We start from the raw sequence: 25,120 nt of genomic DNA, 5'->3' as shown, positions 1-25,120 counted from the left end.
TTTTTACGAACCGCCGGGCCGGCCCGTCAGCCTGACTCCGGTGCGTCGCCGGGCGTGTCGAGGGTTTCGAGCACCACCTCGGCGACTCGTTTCATCGTGGTGCGCCGGTCCATCGCGGCCCGCTGAATCCACTTGAACGCCTCGGGCTCGGTCATGCCCTGCTTGGCCTGCAGCAAACCCTTGGCGCGCTCGACCAGCTTGCGGGTCTCCAACCGGTCGGACAGGGTCGCCACTTCCCGCTCCAGGGCGGAGATCTCCCCGAACCGGCTCACCGCCACCTCGATGGCCGGGATGAGATCGGTGATGGTGAATGGTTTGACGAGGTAGGCCATCGCGCCGGCATCCCTGGCTCGTTCGACCAGTTCCCGCTGGCTGAAGGCGGTCAGGATGACGATCGGCGCGATGCGCTTGCTGGCGATCTCCGATGCCGCGTCGATGCCGTCGCGACGCGGCATCTTGACGTCCATGATCACGAGGTCGGGTTTCAGGCTCTCGGCGAGATCGACCGCCTCCTGCCCGTCGCCGGCCTCACCGACGATCTCGTAGCCCTCCTCGCGGAGCATCTCGGCCAGGTCCATGCGGATGAGCGCTTCGTCTTCGGCGACGAGAACGCGGCGTGCCTTCACGGCGTCGGTCGCTGACCCAGGAGCGGATGCCATGGAACACATTGTGGCGGTAGCAGGCACGTCCAGCGACTGCGGGGCATCCTCTATGGTGGTAAGCCGCACAGCGACATGACACAGACCGACGTTCGGCCCTCGTAGCCCAATTGGCAGAGGCACACGACTCAAAATCGTGACAGTGTGAGTTCGAGTCTCACCGAGGGCACCACCGCCGCAGCTACGCTCTAAACGTGGAGATGAGACTGCGGCCGGTCTGTGTGCCGGAAGTCGCGCTGGAAAGCCGGATGCCGGCCCGCGTCCGCCACCACGCCGAGAGCGCCGCACGTCACCGCCGGGTGCTCGACGTGACCGCGATGATCAGCGCCGCGATCAGCGCGTTCTTCGGGCTGCAGGGGCTGCTCGTCGGCCTCGAGGTGTGGTGGATCCCCGTGATCAACCTCGTCAGCGCGGCGGCTTTCGCGTTGATCCCGTTGATGTGCCGGTTCGGGGAACTCGTTGCGCCGCTGGTGTTCTTCACGGTCGCGTACACGACGATCACCGTCCAGTGCATTCAGCTGGGCACCGGCTCGGGGCTGCAGTTCTATTACGTCGTGGCGGCCGCGATCATGGTGCTGGTCCTGGGCATCGACCACATCCTGCTCGCGTCGACGCTGTCGGCGGTGGGCGCGGTGACGGTGATCCTGCTGGAGTTCCTCGTCCCGAACGACACCGGCATCCAACCGCCGTGGGCATTCACGACCTCGTTCGTCCTCACCGTGGCGACCGCGTGGATTCTCGTCATCGCCACGCTGTGGTACGCCCTTCGTGAGATACGCCGGGCCCGGCTGGCGATGGAGGCCGAGTACGAACGCTCCGAGCGGCTGCTGGCCAATATCCTGCCCGTCCCGATTGCCGAGCGGCTGAAGGATCCGACCCGCGCCGTGATCGCCGACAAATACGACGACGCGTCGATCCTGTTCGCCGATATCGCCGGCTACACCAAGCGGGCCAGCGACACCACGCCCAGTGATCTGGTGCGCTTCCTGGACCGCCTCTACACCGACCTCGACGCGCTGGTCGACCGGCACGGCTTGGAAAAGGTCAAGACCAGCGGCGATTCCTACATGGTGGTCAGCGGAGTGCCCCAACCGAGACCGGATCACCTCGAGGCGCTGGCCTGTCTTGCGCTCGATATGGCCGACGCGGTGGCCGACCTGCGCGACCCGCGCGGCCGCGAGGTGCCGTTGCGCATCGGGCTGGCCGCCGGACCGGTGGTCGCCGGCGTCGTCGGCGCGCGCAAGTTCTTCTACGACGTGTGGGGCGACGCGGTCAACGTCGCATCCCGAATGGAGACCACCGACGTCGAGGGCCGCATCCAAGTGCCGCACGACGTCTACGAACGGCTGAGAAGCACATTCGTCCTGGAACCGCGCGGCGAAGTCGACGTCAAGGGCAAGGGCGTCATGAGGACCTGGTACCTCGTCGGTCGGCGCGACGATTCAGCGGTCCGCGACGCGGTGGAACTCGAACCGCTCAGTCGTCAGAGAGCTCAGTCGGCTTGAGCCGTTCGGCCAGCGCGCCGAGCCGCCACAAAGTTTCCCGGTTCCGCGGATAGACGGCGATATCGGACAACCGGTTCGGCATGAGCGCGGCGGGTCCGCTCACCGGGAACTCCTGCATCTCGACCCGGCAGCCGTCGGGAATATCGCTCAGCTGCAACACTATTCGCGCCCCGCCGAACGGCCGGCCCTTCGCGTGCAACACCAGCTCCTCCAGTGGCACGCTCTTCTCGACCACGGTCACGTCGTCGAGCAGCAGCGGCCACACCCCGATCGAATGGCGTATCTGCGAGCCGGGCGCCGGCCAGTCCGCGTCGACAGCGCGCATCCGGCTGTTGCCGACGACCCACTGTGAGTACGTCCATCCATCGGCCATCACGTCCCACACCTGCTGCCGCGAGGCGTGGATGTCTCGTGTCACGGTCACGCCGGTGATATACCCGCATCGCCGGAAACGACGCACGGGCGGGCCAGCAGCTCGAGGATCGCCGCAGTCACCTCGGCGGGGCGCTCCTCCATGACGTAGTGGTCGGCGCCGGTCAGCCGGGTCAGCGTGGCACCGGGAACGCGGTCCGCCAGCTGACGGGCGGTGCTGAACGGGATGTAGCGGTCGCGGTCGCCCCAGATCACCGCGGTCGGGCAGGTGATGTGGGCGAGGCCCGCCGCGAGTTCGGGGATCGCGGGCACGTGGTAGTGCCGGAAGAACTCGACGAATGTCTGGCGGCCGGCGGCGGTGTCCATCCAGCCCAGATACTCGGCTTCCAGCGCGTCGTCGAAACACCCCATGACGCGATACGGCCGCAACGCCGCGTGGTGCAGGCGGCGCAGCGGCAGCCGACGGACCAGCCCGGGAACGTGGACCGTCGCCCACCGCTGGCTCAGCGAGTAGCGGTAGAACCACGGCCGGAAGGTGTTGTGCGCCCTGGTGTTGAGCAACGCCAGCCGCAGGACCCGCTCCGGGCGGCGCAGCGTGTAGCCCAGGCCCAGGAACCCGCCGTAGTCATGCGCGACGAGGTTGAACCGGTCGAGACCGATCGCGTCGGCGACCGCGTCGATGCGATCGACCTCGTTGTCGTAGGTCGGCGGCGTGCCGGGCGGCTCGGAACGGCCGAAACCCGGCCAGTCGGGCGCAATGACCCGGTACTGCTGCGCGAGCGTGGGGATCTGATGCCGCCAGCACGAGGCGTTCTGCGGATAGCCGTGCAGTAGCAGCACGGGCTCGCCGGAACCCCGGTCGACGTGCGATAACCTCATTTTGTTCAAACTAGTATAAAATTCTCGTCGTGACCAGAGCAGCGGCCCGTCGCCGCGGTCGGCCCCGCGCATACGATCCCGAAGTCGCCTTGCGCCGGGCGCGCGAAACGTTCTGGCGCGCCGGCTACGCGGGCACCTCGTTGGACGATCTAGCGGCGGCCATGGGCATGAACCGGCCGAGCATCTATGCCGCGTTCGGTGACAAGCGGGCGCTCTACCGGCGCGCCGCCGCCGACTACGCCGACGCCAGCCGGGCCTGGCTGACAGCGGCGCTGGCCCGGCCACAGCCGTTGCGAGAGGCGCTCGGGGCGGTCTACCGCTACGCCCGCGATTTCTACCTGTCCGGAGACAGCGGGCCGCGCGGCTGCTTCCTGATCGGTACGGCGCTCACCGAGGCGACCGGCGACGCACAGGCGCGCGCGATCGTCGAGGAGACGATGGCGGCGTTCACCGCGACGTTCGCCGAACGATTCGAGCGCGCCGGCCGCGACGGCGACCTTTCACCGCACGCGCCGGACGCGCTCGCACAGATCGCGACGGCGACCCTCAACGCGCTGTCGGTTCGGGCCAGGTCGGGCGCGGGCAGGCTCGAGTTGGATGCGCTGATCGATGCCGCGATCGCGGTGATCTGCGCACCGGTTGACCGGCCCGGTTAGACCTTGCGGTTCTCCGACTTGATCAGCCAGGCCAGCTTCTCCAGGCCGTCGATCAGCTGATGCAGGATGTCGGCGGTGCTGGGGTCCTCGGCGTCGACCGCGTCGTGCACCGCGCGCATGGTCCCCACCGCGGCGTAGATCCGGCCCGCGATCAGGTCGACCGCCTCCTGCGTGCTCACCTCGTACGCCGGGAACTGCGGCAGCGTGGTGTCGGCGGTGACGGTGTTCGACCGGCCGTCGGGTACGGCATCGAGGGCGCGCATCCGTTCGGCGACCGTGTCGCTGGCCTCGCGGGCGAACTCGACGAGTTCGTCGAGCTGCAGATGCAGGTCGCGGAAGTTGGTGCCGACGACGTTCCAGTGCGCCTGCTTGCCCTGCAGGTGCAGCTCGATCAGGTCGACCAGAACCCGCTGCAGGCTCGCGCTGAGTTCGGGCGACGCTTGGAATCCCTGGACTTCTGTTTCTAGACGACGTGTGGTGTTCATGACTCCTTCAACGCCTCCTAATCTGGATTGAGTCCAGTTTAACGTGTGTCGGCTGTCACGGGCATGTTCTGCTGCTGGTCCTGCTTCTCCAGCAGCCGCGCGTAGCCGGCGCCCATGCCCAGCAGCACCAGGCCGACCACGATGAACACCACCACCCGGAAGATGCCGTCCAAGGTGCCCAGGTCGAAGAGGAACAGCTTGGCCGTCGCGGCGGCGACCAGCGCCAGCCCCCCGCCGATCGGCAGGGAGCGGTCGGCGCGCGGCAGCCGGGCGGCGTAGCCGAACAACGCGGCGGCCAGCCCGATCCAGCAGATCGTCGCCGCCATGTGGCCCGCGAAGAACCCGCCGTCGGTGCCGCCGACCAACACGCCGGCGGTCACCGCGAACATCGTGATCGCGTAACCCGCCACGGCCGCCGAGACCGCCCACGCCGCCGAACTCCGGCGGGGGAACGCCCACACGAGCACGGCCGCACACGCGGTGAGCAGAACGCTGGCGACCAACGTCGAAATGCCGACCGCGGCGCTGGTTGCGGTGCCCCGCATCAGTACTGACGGCGGGGCGTAGCTCAGATAGAACCCCGCGCCGATCAGCCCAAAGCCCACGGCGATCGCCCGGGCCGTGGCGTGGCGGCGACCAACCGTCGCCACCACGAGCGCCGTCGCCAGCAGCACGGGGCCGGCGATCCTGCCGTCGAACGCCACCAGCACGCCGATCAGCGCCGACACCGCCGACAGCACCGCCCAGATCCGGCGCACGCTGCGGTCCACCCCGGACAGCTGCTCGCCGACGAGCACGATCGCCAACAGCGCCGCGGCGAGCGCGGCCGCCATCAGTGCCGCGACGACACGGTCGACGGCCAGCCCGACCGACAGCACGGGCAGTACACCCGCGGCGGTGAGCACGGCCATCACCGGCTTGTTCGCGGTGTGGGGCAGCAGGATGAGCGCGCCGGCGATCGCGAGCAGTGCTGCGATACCGCACGCACCGGCCAGCCACCGATCGCGTCCGCCGTCGAAATAGACACCCACGAGTGCGGCCAGCAGCGGCAGCGTGCCCGCCGCGATACGGGCGGCGTGCAGCCAGAGCCAATCCCTGCCGAGCTGTACGGGCAGCGACGCCGCCGACAGCGCCAGCATGAACGCCACGAGCAGCAGCGTGACACCGCCGACCACCACCGGCGCCAACACCAGCAGCGGTACCAGCACCAGCAGCCCCAGATGCTCGGAGTTCCACCGACGCGCCAACGTGAGGCCGCCTCCCCCGATCACCGAGGCGATGATCAACGCCGCGGGTGCGGACAGCCAGGTATAGATCGTCGTCACCGCGATGACGTCCATGTACGCCGCGGCGGTACCAGTCGCGGCCAGCGCAATTGCGCCGACCCGACCCCCGGGACGGGTGTACAGCCACCGCGCGGCGATCACCAGTCCCGCGGCCAGAATCACACCGGCCGCGACCCGGACCTCGGGCCTGAGCACGCCCGCCTGCGCGGCCAGCACCAGTAGGAACACCACGCCGATCAGCGTCACGGCGACACCGGCGACGGCCAACAGCTTGCCGATCCATCCGTCGTCCCGCGGCGTTCGGGGCGGCGGAGGCGGGGGCGGCGCCGGTCGTGGCGGCGGGGCGGGCGCCACGTATGGCGGTGAATAGTGAACGGGCGCCACGTATGGCGGTGAATAGTGAACGGGCGCAACGTATTGGGGAACCTGCTGAGGCGGCGGTGCCCACGACGGTGCCAACAGCCGGTCGAGTTCGGCCAGATCGGTCGAAGCGCGCGCCAACTGCGCTGAGATGGCCGCGAAGTCGGCGGACAGCCGGGCTATCACGGCGCGATGCGGTTCGGTCATGGCGTCATCGTCACAGCCGCGACCGCCTCGCGGATGAGTAGGACTACTCGTCTAGGCCGTGTTCTATCGCGTAACGGGCCAATTCGACGCGGTTGGCGACCTGCAGCTTGCGGAATGTGGCCTGAACATGGTTCTCGACGGTGCGGTGGCTGAGCGACAGCCGGGCGGCAATCTGTTTGGCGGTCAAGCCTTTGGCCACGTAGCGCAGAATCTCGGTCTCGCGCTCGGTCAGGCTCGGCGTCTCCGGGCCCGGTGTCTGCGCGATGCGCCGGTACTCCCCCAGCACCAACCCCGCAAGGCCCGGGGTGAAGACGGCCCGGCCCTCGGCGGTGGCCCGTACCGCGGCGCCGAGTTCCTGCTTCGAAGCGCTCTTCACCAGATAGCCGGTAGCACCGGCCTTCACCGCCTCGAGCACGTCGTCTCGCTCGTCGGACGCCGACAGCACCAGGATCCTCGACGACGGCGAAACGGCGAGCACCTCGGCGGTCGCCTGGGCGCCGTCACCGTCGGCGAGCCGCATGTCCATCACCACGACGTCGGGCTGGACCGCAAGGGCGCGGCGGCGTGCCGAGCCCACGCCGTCGGCGGTGGCGACCACGGTGAAGCCGTCCTCGTCGAGGTCGCGGGCCACCGCGTCGCGCCAGATGGGATGGTCGTCGACGACCATCACCGTCGGGGTACCGTCAGTTCCCATTCCGTCCCGCTTTCCGGCCCGGTCGTCAGCTTTGCGCTGCCACCCAGCCAGTTCATCCTTCCCACAATCGATTTCGCCACTCCGATCCGACCCTCGCGCACCGCCTCGTCGAGCCGGCCGTCGGCGATCCCGGTGCCGTTGTCGCGGATGCTCACCGTGACCGTATCGCCGAGGTCCTCGAGCAGCACGTAGGCGTGGGCGTCGGGCCCGGCGTGGGCCGCCACGTTGTCGAGCGCGTTGGCGGCCGCGGCGTACAACTCCGTGGCGACGCCCGCTTCGAGGAGCACCGGTTCGGCGGGCAGGCTCACCGAGACACGGTCCGACGCGCGTTGGCGCAGTAGCGCGCCGACGTCGGTCGTCGCACCGAGCCGCGGTTCGCTCTCCCCGGAGCTGACCAGCCGGCGCAACGCGCGCTCCTGCTCTCCCGCGAGCTCTGCGAGTTCAGCTGTCGCACCGCCGATTTCGCGGCCGCGGCGGGACACCAGCGCGAGCACCTGGATCGCGCCGTCGTGCACCTGGCGGGACAACCGCTCCCGCTCCTGGTGCGCTGCCGCCAGCCGCGCCGCCTGCTCCAGCTCGGCGTGTGCCCGGCGCGCGGTCTGCGCGGCCATCCCGACCGCGAGGCCGACGGCAAGCTCGATGACGATCGTCGCGTTGCGGCCGAGGTCGTAGTTGATGAAGCCCTTGACGACGGTGCTGGCGATCATCACCACCACCCCGGTCAACATCCCGGCGATCGGGCCGGCGACGATCGCCGCCGAGATGGTGGCGTTGGTCGCCCACAGCGTCGTCGGCCAGGACTGGTTGTCGAACGCCCACTGGGGCGACGCGACCACTTCGGTCGACAGGATCAGCCCGACCACGACGGCGATTTCGGCCAGCACCCACAGCGGACGTCGCCCGAATCCCTGCAGATAGGCGACCGCGCAGACGGAGCTCCACGCGAGCAAGGAGGCGAACAGAATCCACGCCACACCCGGCCGGTCCAGATCGCCGTTGACCGACACTTGAAACCCGAGCGCATACAGGCAACTCAACACCCGGAACACCTGCGCCGCACGCCACAGCGGCGCGGCCGGGTCCGGGGCGCTTTCCACCACGACACCGCCTCCGCAACGCTGCGTTCGAATTTCCATTTCACTGACGGCCGGGACTTCCGGATATCTACGATACGTCTTCTGGTAATGCTCAAGAGGATTGATTATGGATGCGCCAACTCGTAGTGCCGCGAAATGTCTCCTAGCCGCTTGCGCCGCCGCCTCGAGCTTTTGCTTTTTCGCCGTTCCCGCTGGAGCCGAGCCAACCGACTTTGCGGTCCCCGGCCCGACCACCGACGAGTCCAACGTCCTTCCCGTGGCGGACGTGCTCGAAGGCATGTGGAAGGAGTACGTACCTCCTAATGCCATGTCACCCGACCCGATCGGGTCGGCTGACCGATTCGTTGAGCAATTCGTGCCCACCACCACGCAGATCCGCGACTTCTTTGTGTTCCTCGAGCAATTCCGGCCACTGGCGACTGCAAGCTGATCGATACCGAAATGCAACGGCGATTCCATTCCGTTGTGCCAAACTGCGGCAATGGATAACACCGCACCGCCCAGCTTGCTGCGGCACCTCTGGAAAACCACCCTGCTCTCCGGCATCCTCGCCGTTGCACTCGGCGTTCTCGTCTGGCTGTGGCCGGGTAAGACCATCGTCATTGCGGCGATTTTCTTCGGGGCGTACCTGCTGGTCGCCGGCATCGCACAGGTGATCTTCGCGTTCAGCCTGCATGTCTCGGCGGGCGGCCGGGTGCTGCTGTTCATCTCGGGTGCCGCGGCCCTGATCCTTGCCGTGCTGTGCTTCCGCAGTTTGCAGGAATCGATCCTGCTGCTGGCGATCTGGATCGGCGTCGGCTTCATCTTCCGCGGTGTGGCGACGGCGGTATCGGCGATCAGCGACCCGACCTTGCCCGGCCGTGTGTGGGAGATCATCGTCGGCGTGATCAGCCTCATCGCGGGCGTGGTGATGCTGGCGGCGCCGTTCGAGTCGCTCGCGATCCTCACCGTGGTGGCCGGGATCTCGCTGATCGTGATCGGCGTCTTCGAGATCGTGTCGGCCTTCGGTATCCGCAAGGCCTCGAAGAACCTCGACACGCCGGGCGGATCCACCGCCTCACCTGCGGCGGAAGCGCCGGTGAGCTAACCCACACTGACGTCTACTACACCCTGTCGTAGGCTGTATTAACAGCCACGAAAGAGGGTGAGATGGACGCGCTCGATGTGTCGCGGTGGCAGTTCGGCATCACCACCGTGTACCACTTCATCTTCGTGCCGCTGACCATCGGACTGGCACCGCTGATCGCGGGCATGCAGACGGCCTGGCTGATCACCGGAAACACCGCGTGGTACCGGCTGACCCGCTTCTTCGGCAAGCTGTTTCTGATCAACTTCGCCCTAGGCGTGGCCACCGGCATCGTGCAGGAATTCCAGTTCGGCATGAACTGGTCGGAGTACTCGCGGTTCGTCGGCGACGTTTTCGGCGCGCCGTTGGCGATGGAAGGGTTGGCCGCCTTCTTCTTCGAGTCGACGTTCCTCGGGCTGTGGATCTTCGGGTGGACCCGCCTCCCCCGGCTCGTCCATCTCGCCTGTATCTGGGTGGTCGCGTTCGCGGTGAACCTGTCGGCCTTCTTCATCATCGCCGCGAACTCGTGGATGCAACATCCCGTCGGAGCCCGCTTCAACCCGGAGACCGGTCGCGCGGAACTGACCAGCATCGTCGCGCTGTTCACCAACAACACCGCGGTTGCGGCGTTCGCGCACGCGGTGTTCGGGGCGTTCCTGACCGCAGGCACATTCGTCGCGGGCGTATGCGTGTGGTGGATGATGCGCGCACGGCGGGAGAACCAGTCCGAGGCGCACACGATGTTCCGTCCCGCCGCGATCATGGGCTGCCTGGTCGTGCTGGTGTCGACGGCCGGCCTCGTTCTCACCGGCGACGTCCAAGGCAAGTTGATGTTCGAACAGCAGCCGATGAAGATGGCCTCCGCGGAATCGTTGTGCCACAGCGCAACCGATCCCGACTTCTCCGTGCTCACCGTCGGCACGCACAACAACTGCGACAGCGTCGTTCATCTCATCGAGGTCCCGTACGTACTGCCGTTCCTGGCAGAAGGTCAATTCGAAGGGGTCCGCCTCGAGGGCGTCAAGGAGCTTCAAGAGCAGTACGTGGAGAAGTTCGGCCCCGGCGACTACCGGCCCAATCTGTTCGTGACGTACTGGTCGTTCCGCGCCATGATCGGCTTGCTCTCCGTCCCGGTGCTGTTCGCACTGACGGTGCTCTGGCTCACGCGCAGCGGGCGAATCCCGCAGGCGCGCTGGATGTCCCGATTCGCGTTGCTGTCGCTGCCTGCCCCCTTCCTGGCCAACAGCGCCGGTTGGGTGTTCACCGAGATGGGCCGTCAACCCTGGGTGGTGGTGCCGAATCCGACCGGAGACCCGATGATCCGGCTCACCGTCGCCGACGGGGTGTCCGGGCATCCGGTCGGCATGGTCGTGTTGTCGTTGGCCGCTTTCACCTTGGTGTACGCGGTCCTCGCCGTGATCTGGTTCTGGTTGATCCGCCGCTACACCGTCGAAGGACCGCAGGAGCACGATTCCGAACCCGCTGCGCCGCTGCCGCCGGCTGACGACGAGGTGGCACCGCTGTCGTTTGCGTATTGAGAGGGTGTGATTGGCAATGGCGGCAATGGCGCTGCAGGACTGGTGGTTCGTGGTGATGGCGGGCCTGTTCCTCGGTTTCTTCGTCCTCGAGGGGTTCGACTTCGGCGTCGGCATGTTGATGGGACTGTTCGGCCGCGCGGCCCGCGACAACCCCGAAAAGCACCGCCGGGCGGCGCTGAACACCATCGGCCCGGTCTGGGACGGCAACGAGGTCTGGCTGATCACCGCCGGCGGTGCGATGTTCGCCGCGTTCCCCGACTGGTACGCGACGATGTTCTCGGGGCTGTACCTGCCCCTGCTCGCGATCCTGGTCTCGATGATCCTGCGGGTGGTGGCCATCGAATGGCGCGGCAAGATCGACGACGCGGACTGGCGCAGATGGGCCGACGTCGGGATCGCCGTCGGATCCTGGGTGCCCGCTGTGCTGTGGGGCGTCGCGTTCGCGGCACTGGTGCACGGGCTTCCGGTGGACGCCGACAAGCGAATGCACGCCGGGATCCTCGATCTGCTCAACGGCTACACGTTGCTCGGCGGCCTTGCCACAGCCGGCCTGTTCCTGTGGCACGGCGCGGTGTTCGTGGCGCTGAAAACCGATGGGGCGGTGAAGAATGACGCGCTGCGGTTCGCGAACGCGCTGGCGTTGCCCGTGACCGCGGTGCTGGCCTCGTTCGGATTGTGGACTCAACTCGCGCACGGCAAGAGCTGGACCTGGATCGTGTTGCTAGTCGCCGGATGCGCGCAGCTGGCCGCCATCGGCCGGGTCTGGCGCCGCGCCGGAGAGGGGTGGGCGTTCGCGTGCACGACGGTCGTCGTCGCGGCGCTGGTGGTGTTGTTCTTCGGCACGCTGTACCCGAACCTGGTGCCGTCGTCAATCGATCCGGCCTTCAGCCTCACAGTCGACAATGCGTCCTCGAGCCCGTACACGTTGACGATCATGAGCTGGGCGGCGCTGGTGTTCGCGCCACTGGTGCTGCTGTATCAGGGGTGGACGTACTGGGTGTTCCGGCAGCGCATCTCCGCCGAGGACATTCCGGCGCCCGTGGGATTGACCCGGCGGATGCCGTGAACCTGTGGCGGGCTTCCGAGGCGATGCGGCGTTACCTGGTCGCGTCGGTGATGTGCGGAGTGACCATCACCGTAGCGACGATCGCCGCGGCCGTGGTGCTGGCCGACATCGTCGCCGGCGTGATCACCGAACCCGCAACACGCGACATCCGGCACTGGGCCGGCCCGCTCGCATTTCTGCTCGGGCTGTGGGGAATCCGCACCTTCGCGCACTGGCTTCAGGGCCGGCTGGCCTCGACTGGCGCGACGCGCGTCATCGCCGATCTGGCGGGCCAGGTGCTTCGCGCGGTCACCGCGCTGCCGCCGCGGCGCCTCGCGGTCGAACGCGACACCGCGGCCGCGCTGGTCACGCGGGGCCTGGACGGTCTGCGGCCGTTCCTCACCGCGTATCTGCCCGCGGTATTCCTGGCGGGAATCCTCACCCCCGCAGCGGTGCTGGTGATCGCGGCCGTCGACTGGCGCTCGGCGCTCATCGTGCTGGTCGCGTTGCCGCTCGTCCCGGTGTTCATGGTGTTGATCGGGCTGCTGACCAAGGACCGCTCCGAGGCGGCGCTCGCGGCGATGACCACACTGCAGTCACGGCTGCTCGACCTGGTGGCCGGCATCCCCACGTTGCGGGCGTTGGGACGGCTCGACGGATCTGTCGACCGCATCACCGAACTCGCTGCCGCACATCGCCGTTCGACGATGGCCACGCTGCGGATCGCGTTTCTGTCCGCGCTCGTGCTCGAACTTCTGGCCACCTTGGGCGTCGCACTGGTCGCCGTCGGTATCGGACTGCGCCTGGTGTTCGGCGAGATGACGTTGACCGCGGGGCTGACCGCGCTGTTGCTCGCGCCCGAGGTGTTCTGGCCGCTGCGTCGGGTGGGCGTGGAGTTCCACGCCGCTCAGGACGGTAAGACCGCCGCCGACGCCGCATTTCGACTTCTCGACGCCCTGCCGGCCCGGTCGGCGGGAACCGCCACCGTCAGGGCGGCCGGCGCCACCATCCACATCGGGGCGCTCGACGCGGATGTGGAACCGGGTCGGGTGACGGTGCTGACCGGCCCCAACGGCGCCGGCAAGTCGACTCTGCTGCACACGATCCTCGGGCTGCATCCGGGACAGGTTTCGGTCGACGGGATCGACGTCGGCGACCTCGACCAGCGGGCATGGTGGGACCAGATCGCCTGGTTGCCACATCGTCCGGTGCTGGTGCCGGGCAGCATACGGGAGAACCTCGAGCTGTTCGGTCGGCTGCCGGACATCGAAGGTGCCTGTCGCGCAGCAGGTTTCGACGCGGTGCTGGCGATTCTCCCCGACGGGCTGGACACGGTGCTGGGTCGCGACGGCTCGGGGCTGTCGCTCGGCCAGCGGCAACGGTTGGGGTTGGCCCGGACGCTGGGCTCGGCCGCGCCGGTGCTGCTGCTCGACGAACCGACCTCACACCTCGATGCGGCGATGGAGGCGCGTGTCCTCGAAGCGATCGTCGCGAGGGCGCGGGCCGGTGCCACCGTGCTGGTCGTCGGCCATCGCGATCCGGTGCGCGCAATCGGCGATCGGGTGCTGACGCTGGGAGACCTTGTCGATGCGTGAGCTATTGCGACCTCGGTTGGGGCGACTGGTGCTCGCCGTGCTGCTCGGTGTGCTGTCACTGGGCAGTGCCCTGGCGCTGGCCGCGATTTCGGCGTGGCTGATCACAAGGGCGTGGCAGATGCCACCGGTGCTGGACCTCACCGTCGCGGTGGTGGCGGTCCGCGCGCTCGGCATCTCCCGCGGGGTGCTGGGCTACTGCCAGCGGCTGGCGGCCCACGACACCGCGCTGCGCTCGGCGGCGGACACCCGCGAAACGCTGTACCGGCGGCTGGCCGAAGCGCCCGCGGACACGGTGTCCCGAATGCCGAGCGGCGAGCTGGTGGCCCGGATCGGCGCGTCCGTCGACGATCTCGCCGACGTGGTGGTTCGCGCGGTGCTGCCGATTGCCGTGGCTGCGGTGCTGGGTCTGGCCGCCGTCGTTGGCATCGGCATCGTGTCGATCGCCGCGGCGGCCGTCCTGGCATGCTGCCTCGTGGTGGCGGGCATCGTCGCGCCGTCGTGGGCAGCCCGTGCCGCCGCGGACACCGAAGCCGTCGCCGCCCAACATCATTCGGGCCGCGACGTGGCGGTGATGCTCGCGCTCGAGTATGCGCCGGAGCTTCGCGTCAGCGGCCGCCTCGACGCGATCCTCGCCGATTCCGATCACCGACAACGCGACTGGGGCCGAGCCACAGACCGCGCGGCCGCCCCCGCCGCGATGGCCGCCACTGCGTCGACCGCGGCGATCGGCGTCAGCGTGCTCGGCGCCGTGATTGCAGCGATCGCGATCGCCGACTCTGTTGCACCGACGACTCTGGCGATCCTGATGCTGTTGCCGCTGTCGGCGTTCGAGGCGACCACCGCACTGCCCGCGGCTGCCGTGCAGCTCACCAGGTCGCGAATCGCGGCTCGTCGCCTCGCCGAATTGACCACAACGACCGATTCAGCACGGACCAGGCCGCCGGCTCCACATGTACCGCTGGCGGCCGGTGATCGTCTCGCGGTCATCGGACCCAGCGGGTCGGGCAAGACCACGCTGCTGCTGTCGATGGCCGAAACCCACTCGAACACAGTATTTTTCGCCGAAGACGCGCATCTGTTCGCCACCACCGTGCGGGACAACATGCTGGTGGCCCGCGGCGATGCGACCGACGATGAGATCCGAATCGCGCTGCGGCGCGTCGGACTTGGCGAGTGGCTCGACGAGTTGCCTGACGGGTTGTCCACAGTCCTCGTCGGCGGGTCGGCCGCCGTATCCGCGGGACAACGCAGGAGACTACTGCTGGCGCGTGCCCTTCTCACCACGGCCGCCACGGTGCTGCTCGACGAACCGACCGAACACCTCGACGCCGCCGATGCCGGCCAGATTCTGACCGAACTGCTCACGCCCGGCGGGCTTTTCCCCGCCGACCGCACGGTGGTCGTCGCGACCCACCATCTGCCCGACCACCTTGACTGTCCTACCCTCATTTTCGCTGACCGCGGAGTAACCTCATCGGCATGAGCGAACCGGACAAGCCCGAGACGCCACCACACAACCCTGAACTCACGTCGCCACAGAATCCTGAGCAAGGGTCGCCACAGAACCCTGAGCAGACGTCGTCACAAAACCCTGAGCACACGTCGTCACAGAATCCGCCGCAAGAGCCCCCTCCGAATTTCCCGCAGGCACCGCCCCCTCCGCCGCAGTACGGGGCTTATCCCGGCACCTATCCCCCTCCGCCGCAGGGCTACCCCGGTTACCCCCCGCCGGCGACCGCCCCGAAGAACGGCCTCGGCATCGCGTCGCTGGTGATCGCGATCGTCGCGCTGTTGTCCGTCTTCGGTGGCATCGTGCTGGGCGTCGTCGCGGTGATTCTCGGTTTCCTCGGCTGGGGCAGGGCCAAACGCGGCGAAGCCACCAACGGTGGTATGGCGGTGGCCGGCATCGTCCTCGGGTTCTTGAGCATCATCGAAGCCATCGTGCTGATCTGGTTGGCCGTCTGGGGATTCAACCAGGTGGGCGGCACCGATTACATCGACTGCATCTCACGCGCCGGCAACGATCAGGAAGCCGTGCAACAGTGCGCCGAGGAGTTCCAGCAACGTGTCGAGGACGAATTCTCGGTCACGTTGACGCCCACGCCGTAGCCCCTCTAGCGCGCCGGGAAGTACTTGACGATGCCCTCCTGCACCACGGTGGCGATCGGCTGACCGGTGCGGTTGAAGTAGTGGCCGGTGCCCAGCCCACGGGAGTCGGCGGCCACCGGTGAGGACGTCGAGTACAGCACCCACTCGTCGAAGCGCACCGGCCGGTGGAACCACACCGAGTGATTGGTGGTGACCGCGAAGATCCGGTCGTAGCCCCACGACAGGCCGTGGGTGGTGATGATCGAATCGAGCACGGTGGTGTCCGACGAGTAGACCAGCGCGGCGGCGTGCAATACGGGGTCGTCGGGCATCTGCCCGAGCGCCTTCATCCACACGCGGTTGTGCGGCAGCTTCTCACCTTTGCGGCGCATCACCCAACTCGGATCGTTGGTATAGCGCCAGTCGATCGGCCGCAACGCGTTGACGAAATGTGGGACGACGTCTTCGTATCCGAGCAGCAGATCATCCACCGGCGGAACCGATTGCGGGTCAGGCAGCTCAGGCGGTGCGATGCCGTGCTCCAGGCTGCGGCCGCCGGACAGGAACGACACCATGGCGGTGGTCAGCAGCTGACCGTCCTGCATCACGTCGACCCGCCGGTTGGCGAACCGACGCTCGTCACGTAGCCGTACGACGCGGAACTCGAGATCCTTGTCCGGGTCGCCACCGGCGATGAAGTGAGCCGAGAGTGCGCTCGGCGGCGTCGGATGCTTCAGGCTACGGCTGGCCGCCACGAACGCCTGGGCGATCATCTGACCACCGAAGGTGCGCACGGGGTTCTTGCTGGGATGCGAGCCGATGTAGATGTCGTCGTCGGATTGCCGGAGGTGGAGTATCGCGAGCAGCTCGTCGAAATCCGCGGAGCCTGACACGCGCTTCCTCCTCAACGTCTAGACGTCGTCCTCCCCGATCCGGTGCACGTGGATCAGATTCGTGGAGCCTACTGTGCCGGGCGGGATGCCCGCGATGACGACCACCAGGTCGCCACGCTTGTACCGGCCGAGCTCCAGCAGCGACTTGTCGACCTGCCGGATCATTCCGTCAGTGGTCTGGATGTGCGGGACGATGAACGTCTCGGTGCCCCAACTCAGTGCCAGCTGGCTGCGGACCTCCGGCAGCGACGTGAACGCCAGCAGCGGCAGCGGCGTGTGCAGCCGCGCGAGCCTGCGCACGGTGTCACCCGACTGGGTGTAGGCGACCAGCGCCTTGGCGTCGAGGCGCTCACCGATATCGCGGGCTGCATAGGAGATGACGCCGCGCTTCGTCCTCGGAACGTGAGTCAGCGGCGGAGCGGCCACCGAGTTCTCCTCGACGGCGTGGATGATGCGCGCCATGGTTCTCACGGTTTCGAGTGGGTACTTGCCGACTGACGTCTCACCGGAGAGCATCACCGCGTCGGTGCCGTCGAGAACCGCATTGGCGACGTCGGACGCCTCGGCCCGGGTAGGCCGGGAGTTCTCGATCATCGACTCCAGCATCTGTGTTGCAACGATGACGGGTTTCGCGTTCTCCCTTGCCATTTGGATCGCACGCTTCTGTACGAGCGGGACCTCTTCGAGCGGCAGCTCGACGCCGAGGTCGCCGCGGGCGACCATGATGGCGTCGAACGCCAGCACGACAGCCTCGAGGTTGTCGATGGCTTCGGGCTTCTCGAGCTTGGCGATGACGGGCACTCGTCGACCGACACGGTCCATCACCTCGTGGACGAGTTCGATGTCGGCCGGCGAGCGGACGAACGACAGCGCGACGAAGTCCACACCGAGGCGTAGCGCGAATTCGAGATCGTCGACGTCCTTCTCCGAAAGCGCAGGGGCGGACACGTTCATGCCGGGCAGCGACATGCCCTTGTTGTTGCTGACCGGACCGCCCTCGGTGACGGTGCAGATGACGTCGTTGTCGTCGATGCGTTCCACGACCAGGCCGACGTTGCCGTCGTCGACGAGGACCCGGTCGCCGGCCGTGGCGTCTTCGACCAGGCGCTTGTAGGTGGTCGACACCCGGTCGGGGGTGCCTTCGATGTCGTCGACGGTGATGCGCACCGTCTCCCCGGTGGCCCAGAACGTCGGCCCGTCCTTGAACCGGCCCAGCCGGATCTTGGGACCCTGCAGATCGGCGAGGATGCCGACGGCGCGTCCGGTTGCGTCGGACGCGGCCCGGACCCGCTTGTAGTTCGCCTCGTGATCGGGATAGTCGCCGTGGCTGAAGTTGAGCCGCGCGACGTCCATTCCGGCCTCGACAAGCGCACGAACAGCGTCCTCGTTGGCTGTGGCCGGACCGAGGGTGCAGACGATCTTCCCGCGCCTATTCACGACTCCCGAGCATAGTCGTTATCGATTCAGTCGAGGGCAGCCCGAAGCGCTTGCGGAGTCACCGGCGAAGCTGGCGGGTCACCCGTCGAGAACGGTCGGAACCAGCGGGAATCCGGGCAGGTTGCGCACCACCGTCCAGGCCACGATCGAGACGATGATCACGACGGTGGCCGGTGTATTCATCAACGGTTTGTCTTGGCGCCATCGGATCAGAAGCCATCCCAACAACAGCGGAAGCCCCACGAGCAGATAGACGTTGTCGGCCACCGCGGCGGCAAGGTCGCCGTGCAGCAGGTCGTGCGCCATCCGCAAGCCACCGCAGCCTGGGCAGTAGAGCCCGGTAAGCGCGTTGAAGGGACACGACGGAAAGGGGAAGCTCGGGCGGTGCGGATCGGCGATGCCGATGTAAGCCAACGCGCCTGTCAGCAGGGCGCCCGTTCCGAGCGCACCGTACAGCCGTTTGCGGCTCGTGGCGGAGCTAGGTGCCATCGCGCAGAGGGCGCCCCTGAGGATCGCGGACCCGGTCGGTCAGCAGCAGGATGGCGTCGATGATGCCCCAGATGACGGCACCGATGCCGCAGGTGAGCAGGCCGACCACCAACTGCGCGATGCCGAGTCCGGTGTAGCCGAGGTAGATACGGCCGATACCCACCACACCGAAAAGGCCGATCAGCTGCAAAAGGCCCGCAATGGTCTTGGATTTGTCGGAGTACGGCTCACCCGTCAGCGGATGGCGGCCATACGGGGCCGTCGGATCGCCATACACGGGCGGATAGCCCCCTGGCGGCGGGCCGTACTGGCCGGGTGGAGGCGGATAATCGGGCTGCTGCGGGGGCGGTGGGGGCGTGCTGCCATGCTCACTGCCACCGAACTGCGGCTCAGTCATGGCCCCCAGCATGCCAGACGAACCAGCGGCCGGTCAGTAGGAAACCTCGCCAATCTCGATAGGAAGTGCCATTGGCGCGGCAGTGACCGCAATGACAGCTACGGGACACTGCGTAGTGGGCACGTGCACGCTTTCAAAGATGCTGCCGCTCTTATATTTTGACGATTTCGTCTGATCGTCGTCGTCACCTAGAAGGGTGGAGGTTCGCAGTCGCGGGCGAGGGCTTCGGCGAGTAGCTGCTGTTGGCGTTGTTCTTCGGCGATCAGTTCGCTGCGTTGGCGGCGTTCGGCGTCGATGCGGTCGCGACGATCCTGCTCGCGAGTTTGCCTGCGCCGCGGCATCATCGCCAACCGGTCGGCGCCGTCGTCAGGCTCACTACGTGGTGGTATCTCGAGTTGCCCCGTCGACTGCCCGAGCGCCGGAAACATGGCCGCCCCATGGGGTTCGGTGCGCCAGAGATGACCCGTCGGCGCGATCAACTCGATCGAGCCGTCGGGCAATTGCCGGTCGGACCACCCGCCTGTCCCGCACAAGAACGTCTTGACCAGATGGTGGGTGCGGCAGTAATGCTTGGTGTTCGACGGATGAGTCGGGCCGTACGGCCAAGGCACCGTATGGTCAACATCACAGCGCTGCACTGGCTTGTCACAACCCGGCCAGCGGCAGGTGAGATCCCGCCACCGCAGGAAATCGGTCAACCCAGCGCTGGGCCGATACCCGTTGTCGGCGACCGCATCAGCGCGCGGCAGCACCACCGGCTTCAACTGCGCGTTCTTGGCGATGCCTCGTACCGATTCGGCCGGCAGCACCCCGAACCCGGGCAGATAGCCCGGCTTGTCGCTGGTCCCATCGAGGGTGCCGTGTTCGGCGAGCAGGTGCACCACCGCCGCGGTAGCCGCTGCGTGTTGCTCAGCCGCCGGGCAATCGTCTAATCCACACTCACAAGCCAGCCTGGACTCCAAGCGCGACAGCGGCCCGCAGGCATCGGCGCGGCGCTGCTCTTTGGTGCGCGGATCCTTGTCGCAGACCGTGGCCGCAAGCGCATCCAACCGCTGATCCAACGCAGCCCCGACTTCGGCGTGCAGTGAACCCGTTACCGCGGCCACTCCGGCGGTGTCGGTCGGGGTTATCTCGACGTAGCGGTGCTCGTCGACCTCCGGCGGCACCCGGACGGCGGCCGGATCATATTCGGCGACAAACGAATCGATGCGATCGCGCAACTTGTTCTTCGACAGTTTCATCCACTTTTCGACCCGCCCGGCCAGTGCTTCGTCCAAGCCGGCGATGATGTCGTCTTCGACGTTCTCGGTGCGCGCAACGACCGTGGCCACCAGCCGGTAGTCGATCACTCCCCGGCAGAACCGTCGAAGAATCTGCGGCAGCCGCTTCCGCAACGTCACCGCGACCCCGACCTGACCGACCGCGCGGGCATGGCTGATGTTCTGCACCGCCGAGATCTCGGCCGCCACTGCGGTCATGGAGTCGACGGCGCACAAGTCGGCCAACTCGAAACCCGGATTCCGCCGCTCAAACAACTCGCCGACCGACGCCAACCGCCGCCCCATCGCCGCGGACTCCTCACGAGTCTCCTCCCCCATGAAGGTGAGCAGCTCCGAATCGGATACGGTTTCGAACATATGTTCGATATTACTCGGAGCGTCTGACAGATGTCTCGGAATTGCCGGGAAAACCCGACCGGATCAGCGGTTGCGGCGACTACGCAGCCAGCGACGCATCCGCCCGCCGGATCTCTCCGTCGGCGCGGCGGTTGACTCCTCAGGCTTGGGCTCAGGCCCCTCGTCAGACTCAACCTCACCGGCCAGTTCTTCGGCCTCAGCCTCACCCTCGACCGCGACGTCGTGCGCCTCGCCGGCGTCGGCCAACGCGTCGCTGGCCTCCTCCCCCTCAACGGCACCGACACCACCAACGTCAGCGCCCTCACTGGCCTCCGCCTCGACAATGTCTTCCGCCGGGGCGTCGGCCACATCCGTAGTCAAGGCGTCAGCCTCAGCGGCGGCCTCCGGCTCCTCGTCAGCCTCAACCTCATCGACCAGTTCTTCGGCCTCAGCCTCAGCCTCCACCGCGACGTCGTGCGCCTCCGAAGCATCTGCCAACGCGTCGCTGGCTTCCTCCCCTTCAACGGCACCGACACCGCCTACGTCAGCGCCCTCACTGGCCTCCGCTTCCGGCCCTTCGGCCACATCTGCGGTCAAGGCGTCAGCCTCAGCGACGGCCTCCGGCTCCTCGTCAGCCTCAACCTCATCGACCAGTTCTTCGGCCTCAGCCTGACCCTCGGCCGCAACGTCGTGCGCCTCCGACGCGTCCGTCAGAGCGTCGCTGGCTTCCTCCCCCTCAACGGCACCGACACCACCAACGTCGGCGCCCTCACTGGCCTCCGCCTCCGGCCCTTCGGCCACATCTGCGGTCAAGGCGTCAGCCTCAACGACCGCCTCCGGCTCCTCGTCAGCCTCAACCTCATCGACGAGTTCTTCAGCATCAGCCTCCACCGCGACGTCGTGGTGCGCCTCGTCGGCGTCGGTCAGAGCGTCGCTGGCTTCCTCCCCTTCAACGGCACCGACACCACCAACGTCGGCGCCCGCACCAGCCTCGGCGCCAGCGTCGGGCTCCTCTGCAGCCTCAACCTCATCGACCAGTTCTTCGGCCTCAGCCTCACCCTCGACCGCAACGTCGTGCGCCTCCGAAGCATCGGCCAACGCGTCGCTGGCTTCCTCCCCTTCAACGGCACCGACACCGCCTACGTCAGCGCCCTCACCGTCCTCCGCCTCCGGCCCTTCGGCCACATCTGCAGTCAAGGCTTCAGTCTCAGCGACGGCTTGCGCGTCCCCGCCCTCGTCCGCTTTGCCAACAAGCGCCTCGTCGGCGCCCGCCTCGGCAACCGGCACTGTCTTCCGCCGTCGCTTCGGCCACATTCTCGGCCAAGGTTTCGGCCTCTTCGCGACAACCGCTTCGTGCGCGCCCTCGTCGGCCTCGGGCTCCCCTTCAGCCTCAACCTCGTCGACCAGTTCTTCGGCCTCAGCCTCGCCCTCGACCGCAGCTCCGTGCGCCTCCGAAGCATCGGCAAGCGCGTCGCTGGCCTCCTCCCCTTCAACGGCACCGACACCACCTACATCAGCGCCCTCGCCGGCCTCGGCGAACTCCTCCGCCTCGAGAATGTCCTCGGCCGGGGCGTCGGCCACATCGGCAGTCAAGGCTTCAGCTTCGAGGACAGCCTCCGCGGTCTCCGAGTCGTCACCTTCAACGGCGAATTCCTCGGCGTCTTCGAGGTCGTCGGCGGGCACACCGGCGACATCCGCGCCGAGTTCCTCTGCCGAGATGTCCTTGATCGAACCCTTCTCGTCGTCGTCTTTATCGGCGGCCGCGGCCTTGGCAGCTGCCACCACACCCGATGTCGCGGCGACGGCGGCCAGATCCTCGGTGACTTCCCCGACCGGCGACCAGCCCTCGCGGGCTTTTCCTTTGAGCGTCGCCGGGTCCTCCCGGCCTTTCGGAGCGGCCATGATGTACACGACGGCACCGATGAACACGAACGTCGCCGTGAACGAGTTGATTCGGACGCCCTCGATCATCGTGGCGTCGTCGACGCGCAGCAACTCGATCCAGAACCGGCCCACGCAGTATCCGGCTACGTACAACGCGAACAGGCGGCCGTGACCGAACTTGAATCGCCGGTCGACGTAGATGAGAACCGCGAAAACCAGCAGGTTCCAGAGCAATTCGTACAGAAACGTGGGATGGACGAGGTGGACCACTTCGCCCGTCGAGACACCGTTGAGGTTGTCCACCATGCCCGCTGAGTCTCTGCGCTCGTAAATCTTCAGCGCCCAGGGCAGGGTCGTCTCGCTGCCCCACAACTCCTGGTTGAAATAGTTGCCGATTCGGCCGATCCCCTGCGCCAGAATGATTCCCGGCGCGATCGCATCGCCGAACGCGGGCAGCGGAATTCCCCGCCGACGGCAGGCGATCCAGGCGCCCACACCGCCGAGGGCGACCGCACCCCAGATTCCGAGACCACCGTCCCAGATTCGAAACACCCCGGCCAGGCCGGCGCCGTTGTCGCCGAAGTAGCGCCACCAGTCGGTGATCACGTGGTAGAGCCGGCCACCGATCAACCCGAACGGCACCGCCCACAAGGCGATGTCGTAGATGACTCCGCGCTCGCCGCCCCGGGCTTCCCACCGCCGGTCACCGATGATCAACGCCGCCACGATGCCGACGATGATGCACAACGCATATGCTCGAATAGGCAGTGGGCCGATCTGCCAGACGCCCTGTGCCGGGCTTGGAATTGCGGCCAGGAATGTCGTCGTCACGCAGGAATCCTCTGCCTGACACCGTCCGCGAGCTCGGCGGTCAGCGTTCCCAACGCGTCGAGACCGTTCTGCAGCGCCGACACCAACGCCGACCCCACGATCACCCCGTCTGCATAGGCGCCGATCTCGGCGGCCTGCGGTCCCGACCGGACCCCCAGGCCGACGCCCACCGGGATATCGGAGACCGCCTTCACCCGGCGCACCAATTCAGGTGCGGCCGTAGAGACTGCATCCCGCGCACCGGTCACCCCCATCGTCGATGCGGCATAGACGAACCCGCGCGACGCGCGAACCGTCATCGCCAGCCGTTCGGGCGTTGACGACGGCGCCACCAAGAAGATCCGGTCCAGGCCGCGTGCCTCCGACGCCTCCAGCCACTCGGCGGCTTCGTCCGGAATCAGGTCCGGGGTGATCATCCCGAGCCCACCGGCCGATGCCAGATCTCTGGCGAAAGCGTCGATCCCCCAGTGCAGGACCGGGTTCCAGTACGTCATCAGCACCGCCCGCCCTCCGGCGTTGCTGATCGCCTCCACCGCCGCCAGTGAGTCACGCACGCGCACCCCGCCGTGCAATGCGGCTTCGGTGGCCGCCGCGATCGTCGGACCATCCATCCCGGGGTCCGAGTATGGGACGCCGACCTCGACGAGGTCGCACCCATTTTCGACCAGCGTCGTCATCGCCGAGATCGAAGTCGGCAGATCCGGAAATCCGGTCGGCAGGTAGCCGATCAGCGCGCTGCGCCCCTCGCTACGGCAGGCGTCGAACAACGAAGCGAGCCGACTCACCGCGCACCGTCCAGCAAGCCGAACCACTTCGCCGCGGTCTCGACGTCCTTGTCGCCGCGCCCGGACAGGTTCACCAACACGATCGAACCGGGACCGAGTTCCCGGCCCAATTGAATTGCGCCAGCGAGCCCGTGCGCGGACTCGATCGCGGGGATGATGCCCTCCATGCGGCAGAGCAACGAGAACGCGTCCATCGCCTCGGTGTCGGTGATCGGCCGATACTCTGCGCGCCCGATGTCCTTGAGGAAAGCGTGCTCAGGTCCGACCCCCGGGTAATCCAAACCCGCTGAGATGGAATGCGATTCGATGGTCTGCCCATCTTCGTCCTGCAGAAGGTATGAGAACGAACCCTGGAACGCACCCGGTGAGCCACCTGTGAAAGTCGCTGCGTGACGGCCGGTTTCGACGCCGTCACCGGCGGCTTCGTAGCCCACCAGCCGCACGTGGGGGTCGTCGATGAACGCATGGAAGATCCCAATCGCATTCGACCCGCCGCCGACACAGGCGGTCACCGCGTCGGGCAGCCGACCCGCCTGCGCCTGGATCTGCGCGCGGGCCTCCAGCCCGATCACCCTCTGGAAGTCGCGCACCATCGTCGGGAACGGGTGAGGTCCGGCAGCCGTGCCGAAGCAGTAGTAGGTGTAGTCGGCGTTGGTGACCCAGTCACGGAACGCCTCGTTGATCGCGTCCTTCAAGGTCTTCGAGCCCGCCTCTACCGACACCACCGTCGCACCGAGCAACCGCATCCGCGCCACGTTCAGCGCCTGGCGAGCGGTGTCGACGGCGCCCATGTAGATGATGCATTCGAGGCCGAGCAGCGCACACGCGGTCGCGGTCGCCACACCGTGCTGGCCCGCGCCCGTCTCGGCGATGACCCGTGTCTTGCCCATCTGCCTGGCCAGCAATGCCTGACCGAGCACGTTGTTGATCTTGTGAGATCCCGTGTGGTTGAGGTCTTCTCGCTTCAGGAAGATACGAGCGCCACCGGCATGCTCCGACAGCCGTTCGGCTTCGTACAACGGTGAGGGACGGCCGCTGTAATGGCGCTGCAGCCGGTCCAATTCGTCGAGAAAGGTCTGATCGCCGCGTGCCTTTTCGTAGGCCGCGGTGACCTCCTCGATCACCGCCATCAGCGCCTCGGCAACGAATCTGCCGCCGTAGACCCCGAAGTGGCCACGCTCATCCGGATCGTGGGCGGTCGGCTCTGCTATGGCCGCGCTGGAACGAGGCAGCTCAGGCCCGGCGAGATCGGCCAC

At 67.3% G+C, this 25,120-nt stretch carries 24 protein-coding genes and 1 tRNA gene; 10 read left to right on the top strand and 15 right to left on the bottom strand.

The window, feature by feature from the left end:
* Positions 1-26: 26 nt before the first annotated feature.
* On the bottom strand, positions 27-659 hold the full coding sequence (locus tag AU185_RS03470; protein ID WP_059099381.1) for an ANTAR domain-containing response regulator: 633 nt from the start codon (positions 657-659) through the stop codon (positions 27-29).
* Between the two features lie 95 nt (positions 660-754).
* Between AU185_RS03470 and AU185_RS03465 the strand changes: the two genes are divergently transcribed.
* Positions 755-831: transfer RNA gene (locus AU185_RS03465), tRNA-Leu, on the top strand.
* Between the two features lie 28 nt (positions 832-859).
* On the top strand, positions 860-2,164 hold the full coding sequence (locus tag AU185_RS03460; RefSeq protein WP_059099382.1) for an adenylate/guanylate cyclase domain-containing protein: 1,305 nt from the start codon (positions 860-862) through the stop codon (positions 2,162-2,164).
* Here AU185_RS03460 and AU185_RS03455 read toward each other — a convergent pair.
* Together AU185_RS03455 and AU185_RS03450 are read right to left on the bottom strand one after the other, a co-directional pair.
* Positions 2,136-2,588, bottom strand: coding sequence for an SRPBCC family protein (locus AU185_RS03455; protein ID WP_059099383.1), 453 nt, complete (start codon positions 2,586-2,588; stop codon positions 2,136-2,138). The genes AU185_RS03460 and AU185_RS03455 overlap by 29 nt on opposite strands.
* Entirely contained in the window at positions 2,585-3,415 is an 831-nt protein-coding gene (locus tag AU185_RS03450) for an alpha/beta fold hydrolase (protein ID WP_059099384.1), read from the bottom strand. Before AU185_RS03450 ends, AU185_RS03455 begins: the two co-directional genes overlap by 4 nt.
* Before the next feature lie 29 nt (positions 3,416-3,444).
* Between AU185_RS03450 and AU185_RS03445 the strand changes: the two genes are divergently transcribed.
* The gene (locus AU185_RS03445) at positions 3,445-4,071 is read left to right on the top strand and encodes a TetR/AcrR family transcriptional regulator (protein WP_059099385.1); all 627 of its coding nucleotides are present in this window, start codon (positions 3,445-3,447) and stop codon (positions 4,069-4,071) included.
* On the opposite strand, the gene AU185_RS03440 is transcribed toward AU185_RS03445, so the two are convergent.
* From AU185_RS03440 to macS, 4 genes are read right to left on the bottom strand one after another with little or no spacing between them, the layout of a single operon-like run.
* Complete coding sequence (locus tag AU185_RS03440; RefSeq protein ID WP_059099386.1) at positions 4,068-4,556, bottom strand: Dps family protein; 489 nt, start codon at positions 4,554-4,556, stop codon at positions 4,068-4,070. The two genes, AU185_RS03445 and AU185_RS03440, sit on opposite strands and share 4 nt — an antisense overlap.
* 38 nt (positions 4,557-4,594) lie before the next feature.
* Positions 4,595-6,409: a DUF2339 domain-containing protein gene (locus AU185_RS03435; protein ID WP_059156941.1), complete on the bottom strand. Its 1,815-nt coding sequence runs from the start codon at positions 6,407-6,409 to the stop codon at positions 4,595-4,597.
* A 43-nt stretch (positions 6,410-6,452) separates the two neighbouring features.
* The gene (locus AU185_RS03430) at positions 6,453-7,103 is read right to left on the bottom strand and encodes a response regulator (protein WP_059100092.1); all 651 of its coding nucleotides are present in this window, start codon (positions 7,101-7,103) and stop codon (positions 6,453-6,455) included.
* Positions 7,076-8,239 carry a MacS family sensor histidine kinase gene (macS, locus tag AU185_RS03425; protein WP_172800204.1) on the bottom strand — a complete coding sequence of 388 codons (1,164 nt, stop codon included), beginning with the start codon at positions 8,237-8,239 and terminating at the stop codon, positions 7,076-7,078. Before macS ends, AU185_RS03430 begins: the two co-directional genes overlap by 28 nt.
* A 217-nt stretch (positions 8,240-8,456) precedes the next feature.
* Between macS and AU185_RS25000 the strand changes: the two genes are divergently transcribed.
* The 7 genes from AU185_RS25000 (at position 8,457) to AU185_RS03390 (ending at position 15,553) form a co-directional block, all read left to right on the top strand.
* Positions 8,457-8,630 (top strand): hypothetical protein, encoded by a 174-nt coding sequence (locus tag AU185_RS25000; protein ID WP_156425378.1) that lies wholly within the window; start codon positions 8,457-8,459, stop codon positions 8,628-8,630.
* Between the two features lie 51 nt (positions 8,631-8,681).
* Complete coding sequence (locus AU185_RS03415; RefSeq protein WP_059100090.1) at positions 8,682-9,287, top strand: HdeD family acid-resistance protein; 606 nt, start codon at positions 8,682-8,684, stop codon at positions 9,285-9,287.
* Between the two features lie 62 nt (positions 9,288-9,349).
* On the top strand, positions 9,350-10,804 hold the full coding sequence (locus tag AU185_RS03410; RefSeq protein ID WP_059100089.1) for a cytochrome ubiquinol oxidase subunit I: 1,455 nt from the start codon (positions 9,350-9,352) through the stop codon (positions 10,802-10,804).
* 25 nt (positions 10,805-10,829) lie between these two features.
* Positions 10,830-11,870, top strand: a complete 1,041-nt coding sequence (gene cydB / locus AU185_RS03405) for a cytochrome d ubiquinol oxidase subunit II (RefSeq protein ID WP_059100190.1) — start codon at positions 10,830-10,832, stop codon at positions 11,868-11,870.
* 23 nt (positions 11,871-11,893) lie between these two features.
* A complete protein-coding gene (cydD, locus tag AU185_RS03400) occupies positions 11,894-13,444 on the top strand; it encodes a thiol reductant ABC exporter subunit CydD (protein ID WP_059100189.1) in 1,551 nt (516 codons plus the stop codon).
* On the top strand, positions 13,437-14,927 hold the full coding sequence (locus AU185_RS03395; protein WP_059100088.1) for an ATP-binding cassette domain-containing protein: 1,491 nt from the start codon (positions 13,437-13,439) through the stop codon (positions 14,925-14,927). The genes cydD and AU185_RS03395 overlap by 8 nt, the downstream gene beginning before the upstream one ends.
* Positions 14,924-15,553 carry a DUF4190 domain-containing protein gene (locus tag AU185_RS03390; RefSeq protein ID WP_059100087.1) on the top strand — a complete coding sequence of 210 codons (630 nt, stop codon included), beginning with the start codon at positions 14,924-14,926 and terminating at the stop codon, positions 15,551-15,553. The genes AU185_RS03395 and AU185_RS03390 overlap by 4 nt, the downstream gene beginning before the upstream one ends.
* A gap of 5 nt (positions 15,554-15,558) precedes the next feature.
* On the opposite strand, the gene AU185_RS03385 is transcribed toward AU185_RS03390, so the two are convergent.
* The 8 genes from AU185_RS03385 to trpB form a co-directional block, all read right to left on the bottom strand.
* Positions 15,559-16,425, bottom strand: coding sequence for an acyl-CoA thioesterase II (locus tag AU185_RS03385; protein WP_059100086.1), 867 nt, complete (start codon positions 16,423-16,425; stop codon positions 15,559-15,561).
* A gap of 18 nt (positions 16,426-16,443) precedes the next feature.
* Positions 16,444-17,862 (bottom strand): pyruvate kinase, encoded by a 1,419-nt coding sequence (gene pyk, locus AU185_RS03380; protein ID WP_059100085.1) that lies wholly within the window; start codon positions 17,860-17,862, stop codon positions 16,444-16,446.
* A 78-nt stretch (positions 17,863-17,940) separates the two neighbouring features.
* On the bottom strand, positions 17,941-18,351 hold the full coding sequence (locus AU185_RS03375) for a DUF2752 domain-containing protein (RefSeq protein ID WP_059100084.1): 411 nt from the start codon (positions 18,349-18,351) through the stop codon (positions 17,941-17,943).
* The gene (locus AU185_RS03370) at positions 18,341-18,748 is read right to left on the bottom strand and encodes a TM2 domain-containing protein (protein ID WP_059100188.1); all 408 of its coding nucleotides are present in this window, start codon (positions 18,746-18,748) and stop codon (positions 18,341-18,343) included. Before AU185_RS03370 ends, AU185_RS03375 begins: the two co-directional genes overlap by 11 nt.
* A 188-nt stretch (positions 18,749-18,936) precedes the next feature.
* Positions 18,937-20,385 carry an HNH endonuclease signature motif containing protein gene (locus AU185_RS03365; protein WP_059100083.1) on the bottom strand — a complete coding sequence of 483 codons (1,449 nt, stop codon included), beginning with the start codon at positions 20,383-20,385 and terminating at the stop codon, positions 18,937-18,939.
* Between the two features lie 63 nt (positions 20,386-20,448).
* Positions 20,449-23,079: a prolipoprotein diacylglyceryl transferase gene (gene lgt / locus AU185_RS03360; RefSeq protein ID WP_059100082.1), complete on the bottom strand. Its 2,631-nt coding sequence runs from the start codon at positions 23,077-23,079 to the stop codon at positions 20,449-20,451.
* Complete coding sequence (gene trpA, locus AU185_RS03355) at positions 23,076-23,864, bottom strand: tryptophan synthase subunit alpha (RefSeq protein ID WP_059100081.1); 789 nt, start codon at positions 23,862-23,864, stop codon at positions 23,076-23,078. The genes lgt and trpA overlap by 4 nt, the downstream gene beginning before the upstream one ends.
* Entirely contained in the window at positions 23,861-25,120 is a 1,260-nt protein-coding gene (gene trpB, locus AU185_RS03350; RefSeq protein WP_059100080.1) for a tryptophan synthase subunit beta, read from the bottom strand. The genes trpA and trpB overlap by 4 nt, the downstream gene beginning before the upstream one ends.

Origin of the sequence: Mycobacterium sp. GA-0227b, assembly GCF_001499855.1 — a bacterium.
GTDB lineage: Bacteria > Actinomycetota > Actinomycetes > Mycobacteriales > Mycobacteriaceae > Mycobacterium.
Note: the sequence above shows the minus strand (reverse complement) of the source record. Positions and strands in the feature narration are given on the sequence as shown.

What these genes read in the sequence shown, in the direction of transcription:
- AU185_RS03460 (WP_059099382.1), top strand. Translation starts at nt 860, where the DNA reads ATGAGACTGCGGCCGGTCTGTGTGCCGGAAGTCGCGCTGGAAAGCCGG.
- AU185_RS03440 (WP_059099386.1), bottom strand. Translation starts at nt 4,556, where the DNA reads ATGAACACCACACGTCGTCTAGAAACAGAAGTCCAGGGATTCCAAGCG.
- AU185_RS03375 (WP_059100084.1), bottom strand. Translation starts at nt 18,351, where the DNA reads ATGGCACCTAGCTCCGCCACGAGCCGCAAACGGCTGTACGGTGCGCTC.
- AU185_RS03395 (WP_059100088.1), top strand. Translation starts at nt 13,437, where the DNA reads ATGCGTGAGCTATTGCGACCTCGGTTGGGGCGACTGGTGCTCGCCGTG.
- AU185_RS03415 (WP_059100090.1), top strand. Translation starts at nt 8,682, where the DNA reads ATGGATAACACCGCACCGCCCAGCTTGCTGCGGCACCTCTGGAAAACC.
- AU185_RS03470 (WP_059099381.1), bottom strand. Translation starts at nt 659, where the DNA reads ATGGCATCCGCTCCTGGGTCAGCGACCGACGCCGTGAAGGCACGCCGC.
- macS (WP_172800204.1), bottom strand. Translation starts at nt 8,239, where the DNA reads ATGGAAATTCGAACGCAGCGTTGCGGAGGCGGTGTCGTGGTGGAAAGC.
- AU185_RS03430 (WP_059100092.1), bottom strand. Translation starts at nt 7,103, where the DNA reads ATGGGAACTGACGGTACCCCGACGGTGATGGTCGTCGACGACCATCCC.
- AU185_RS03450 (WP_059099384.1), bottom strand. Translation starts at nt 3,415, where the DNA reads ATGAGGTTATCGCACGTCGACCGGGGTTCCGGCGAGCCCGTGCTGCTA.
- AU185_RS03365 (WP_059100083.1), bottom strand. Translation starts at nt 20,385, where the DNA reads ATGTTCGAAACCGTATCCGATTCGGAGCTGCTCACCTTCATGGGGGAG.
- cydB (WP_059100190.1), top strand. Translation starts at nt 10,830, where the DNA reads ATGGCGCTGCAGGACTGGTGGTTCGTGGTGATGGCGGGCCTGTTCCTC.
- cydD (WP_059100189.1), top strand. Translation starts at nt 11,894, where the DNA reads ATGCGGCGTTACCTGGTCGCGTCGGTGATGTGCGGAGTGACCATCACC.
- AU185_RS03435 (WP_059156941.1), bottom strand. Translation starts at nt 6,409, where the DNA reads ATGACCGAACCGCATCGCGCCGTGATAGCCCGGCTGTCCGCCGACTTC.
- AU185_RS03390 (WP_059100087.1), top strand. Translation starts at nt 14,924, where the DNA reads ATGAGCGAACCGGACAAGCCCGAGACGCCACCACACAACCCTGAACTC.
- AU185_RS03370 (WP_059100188.1), bottom strand. Translation starts at nt 18,748, where the DNA reads ATGACTGAGCCGCAGTTCGGTGGCAGTGAGCATGGCAGCACGCCCCCA.
- AU185_RS03410 (WP_059100089.1), top strand. Translation starts at nt 9,350, where the DNA reads ATGGACGCGCTCGATGTGTCGCGGTGGCAGTTCGGCATCACCACCGTG.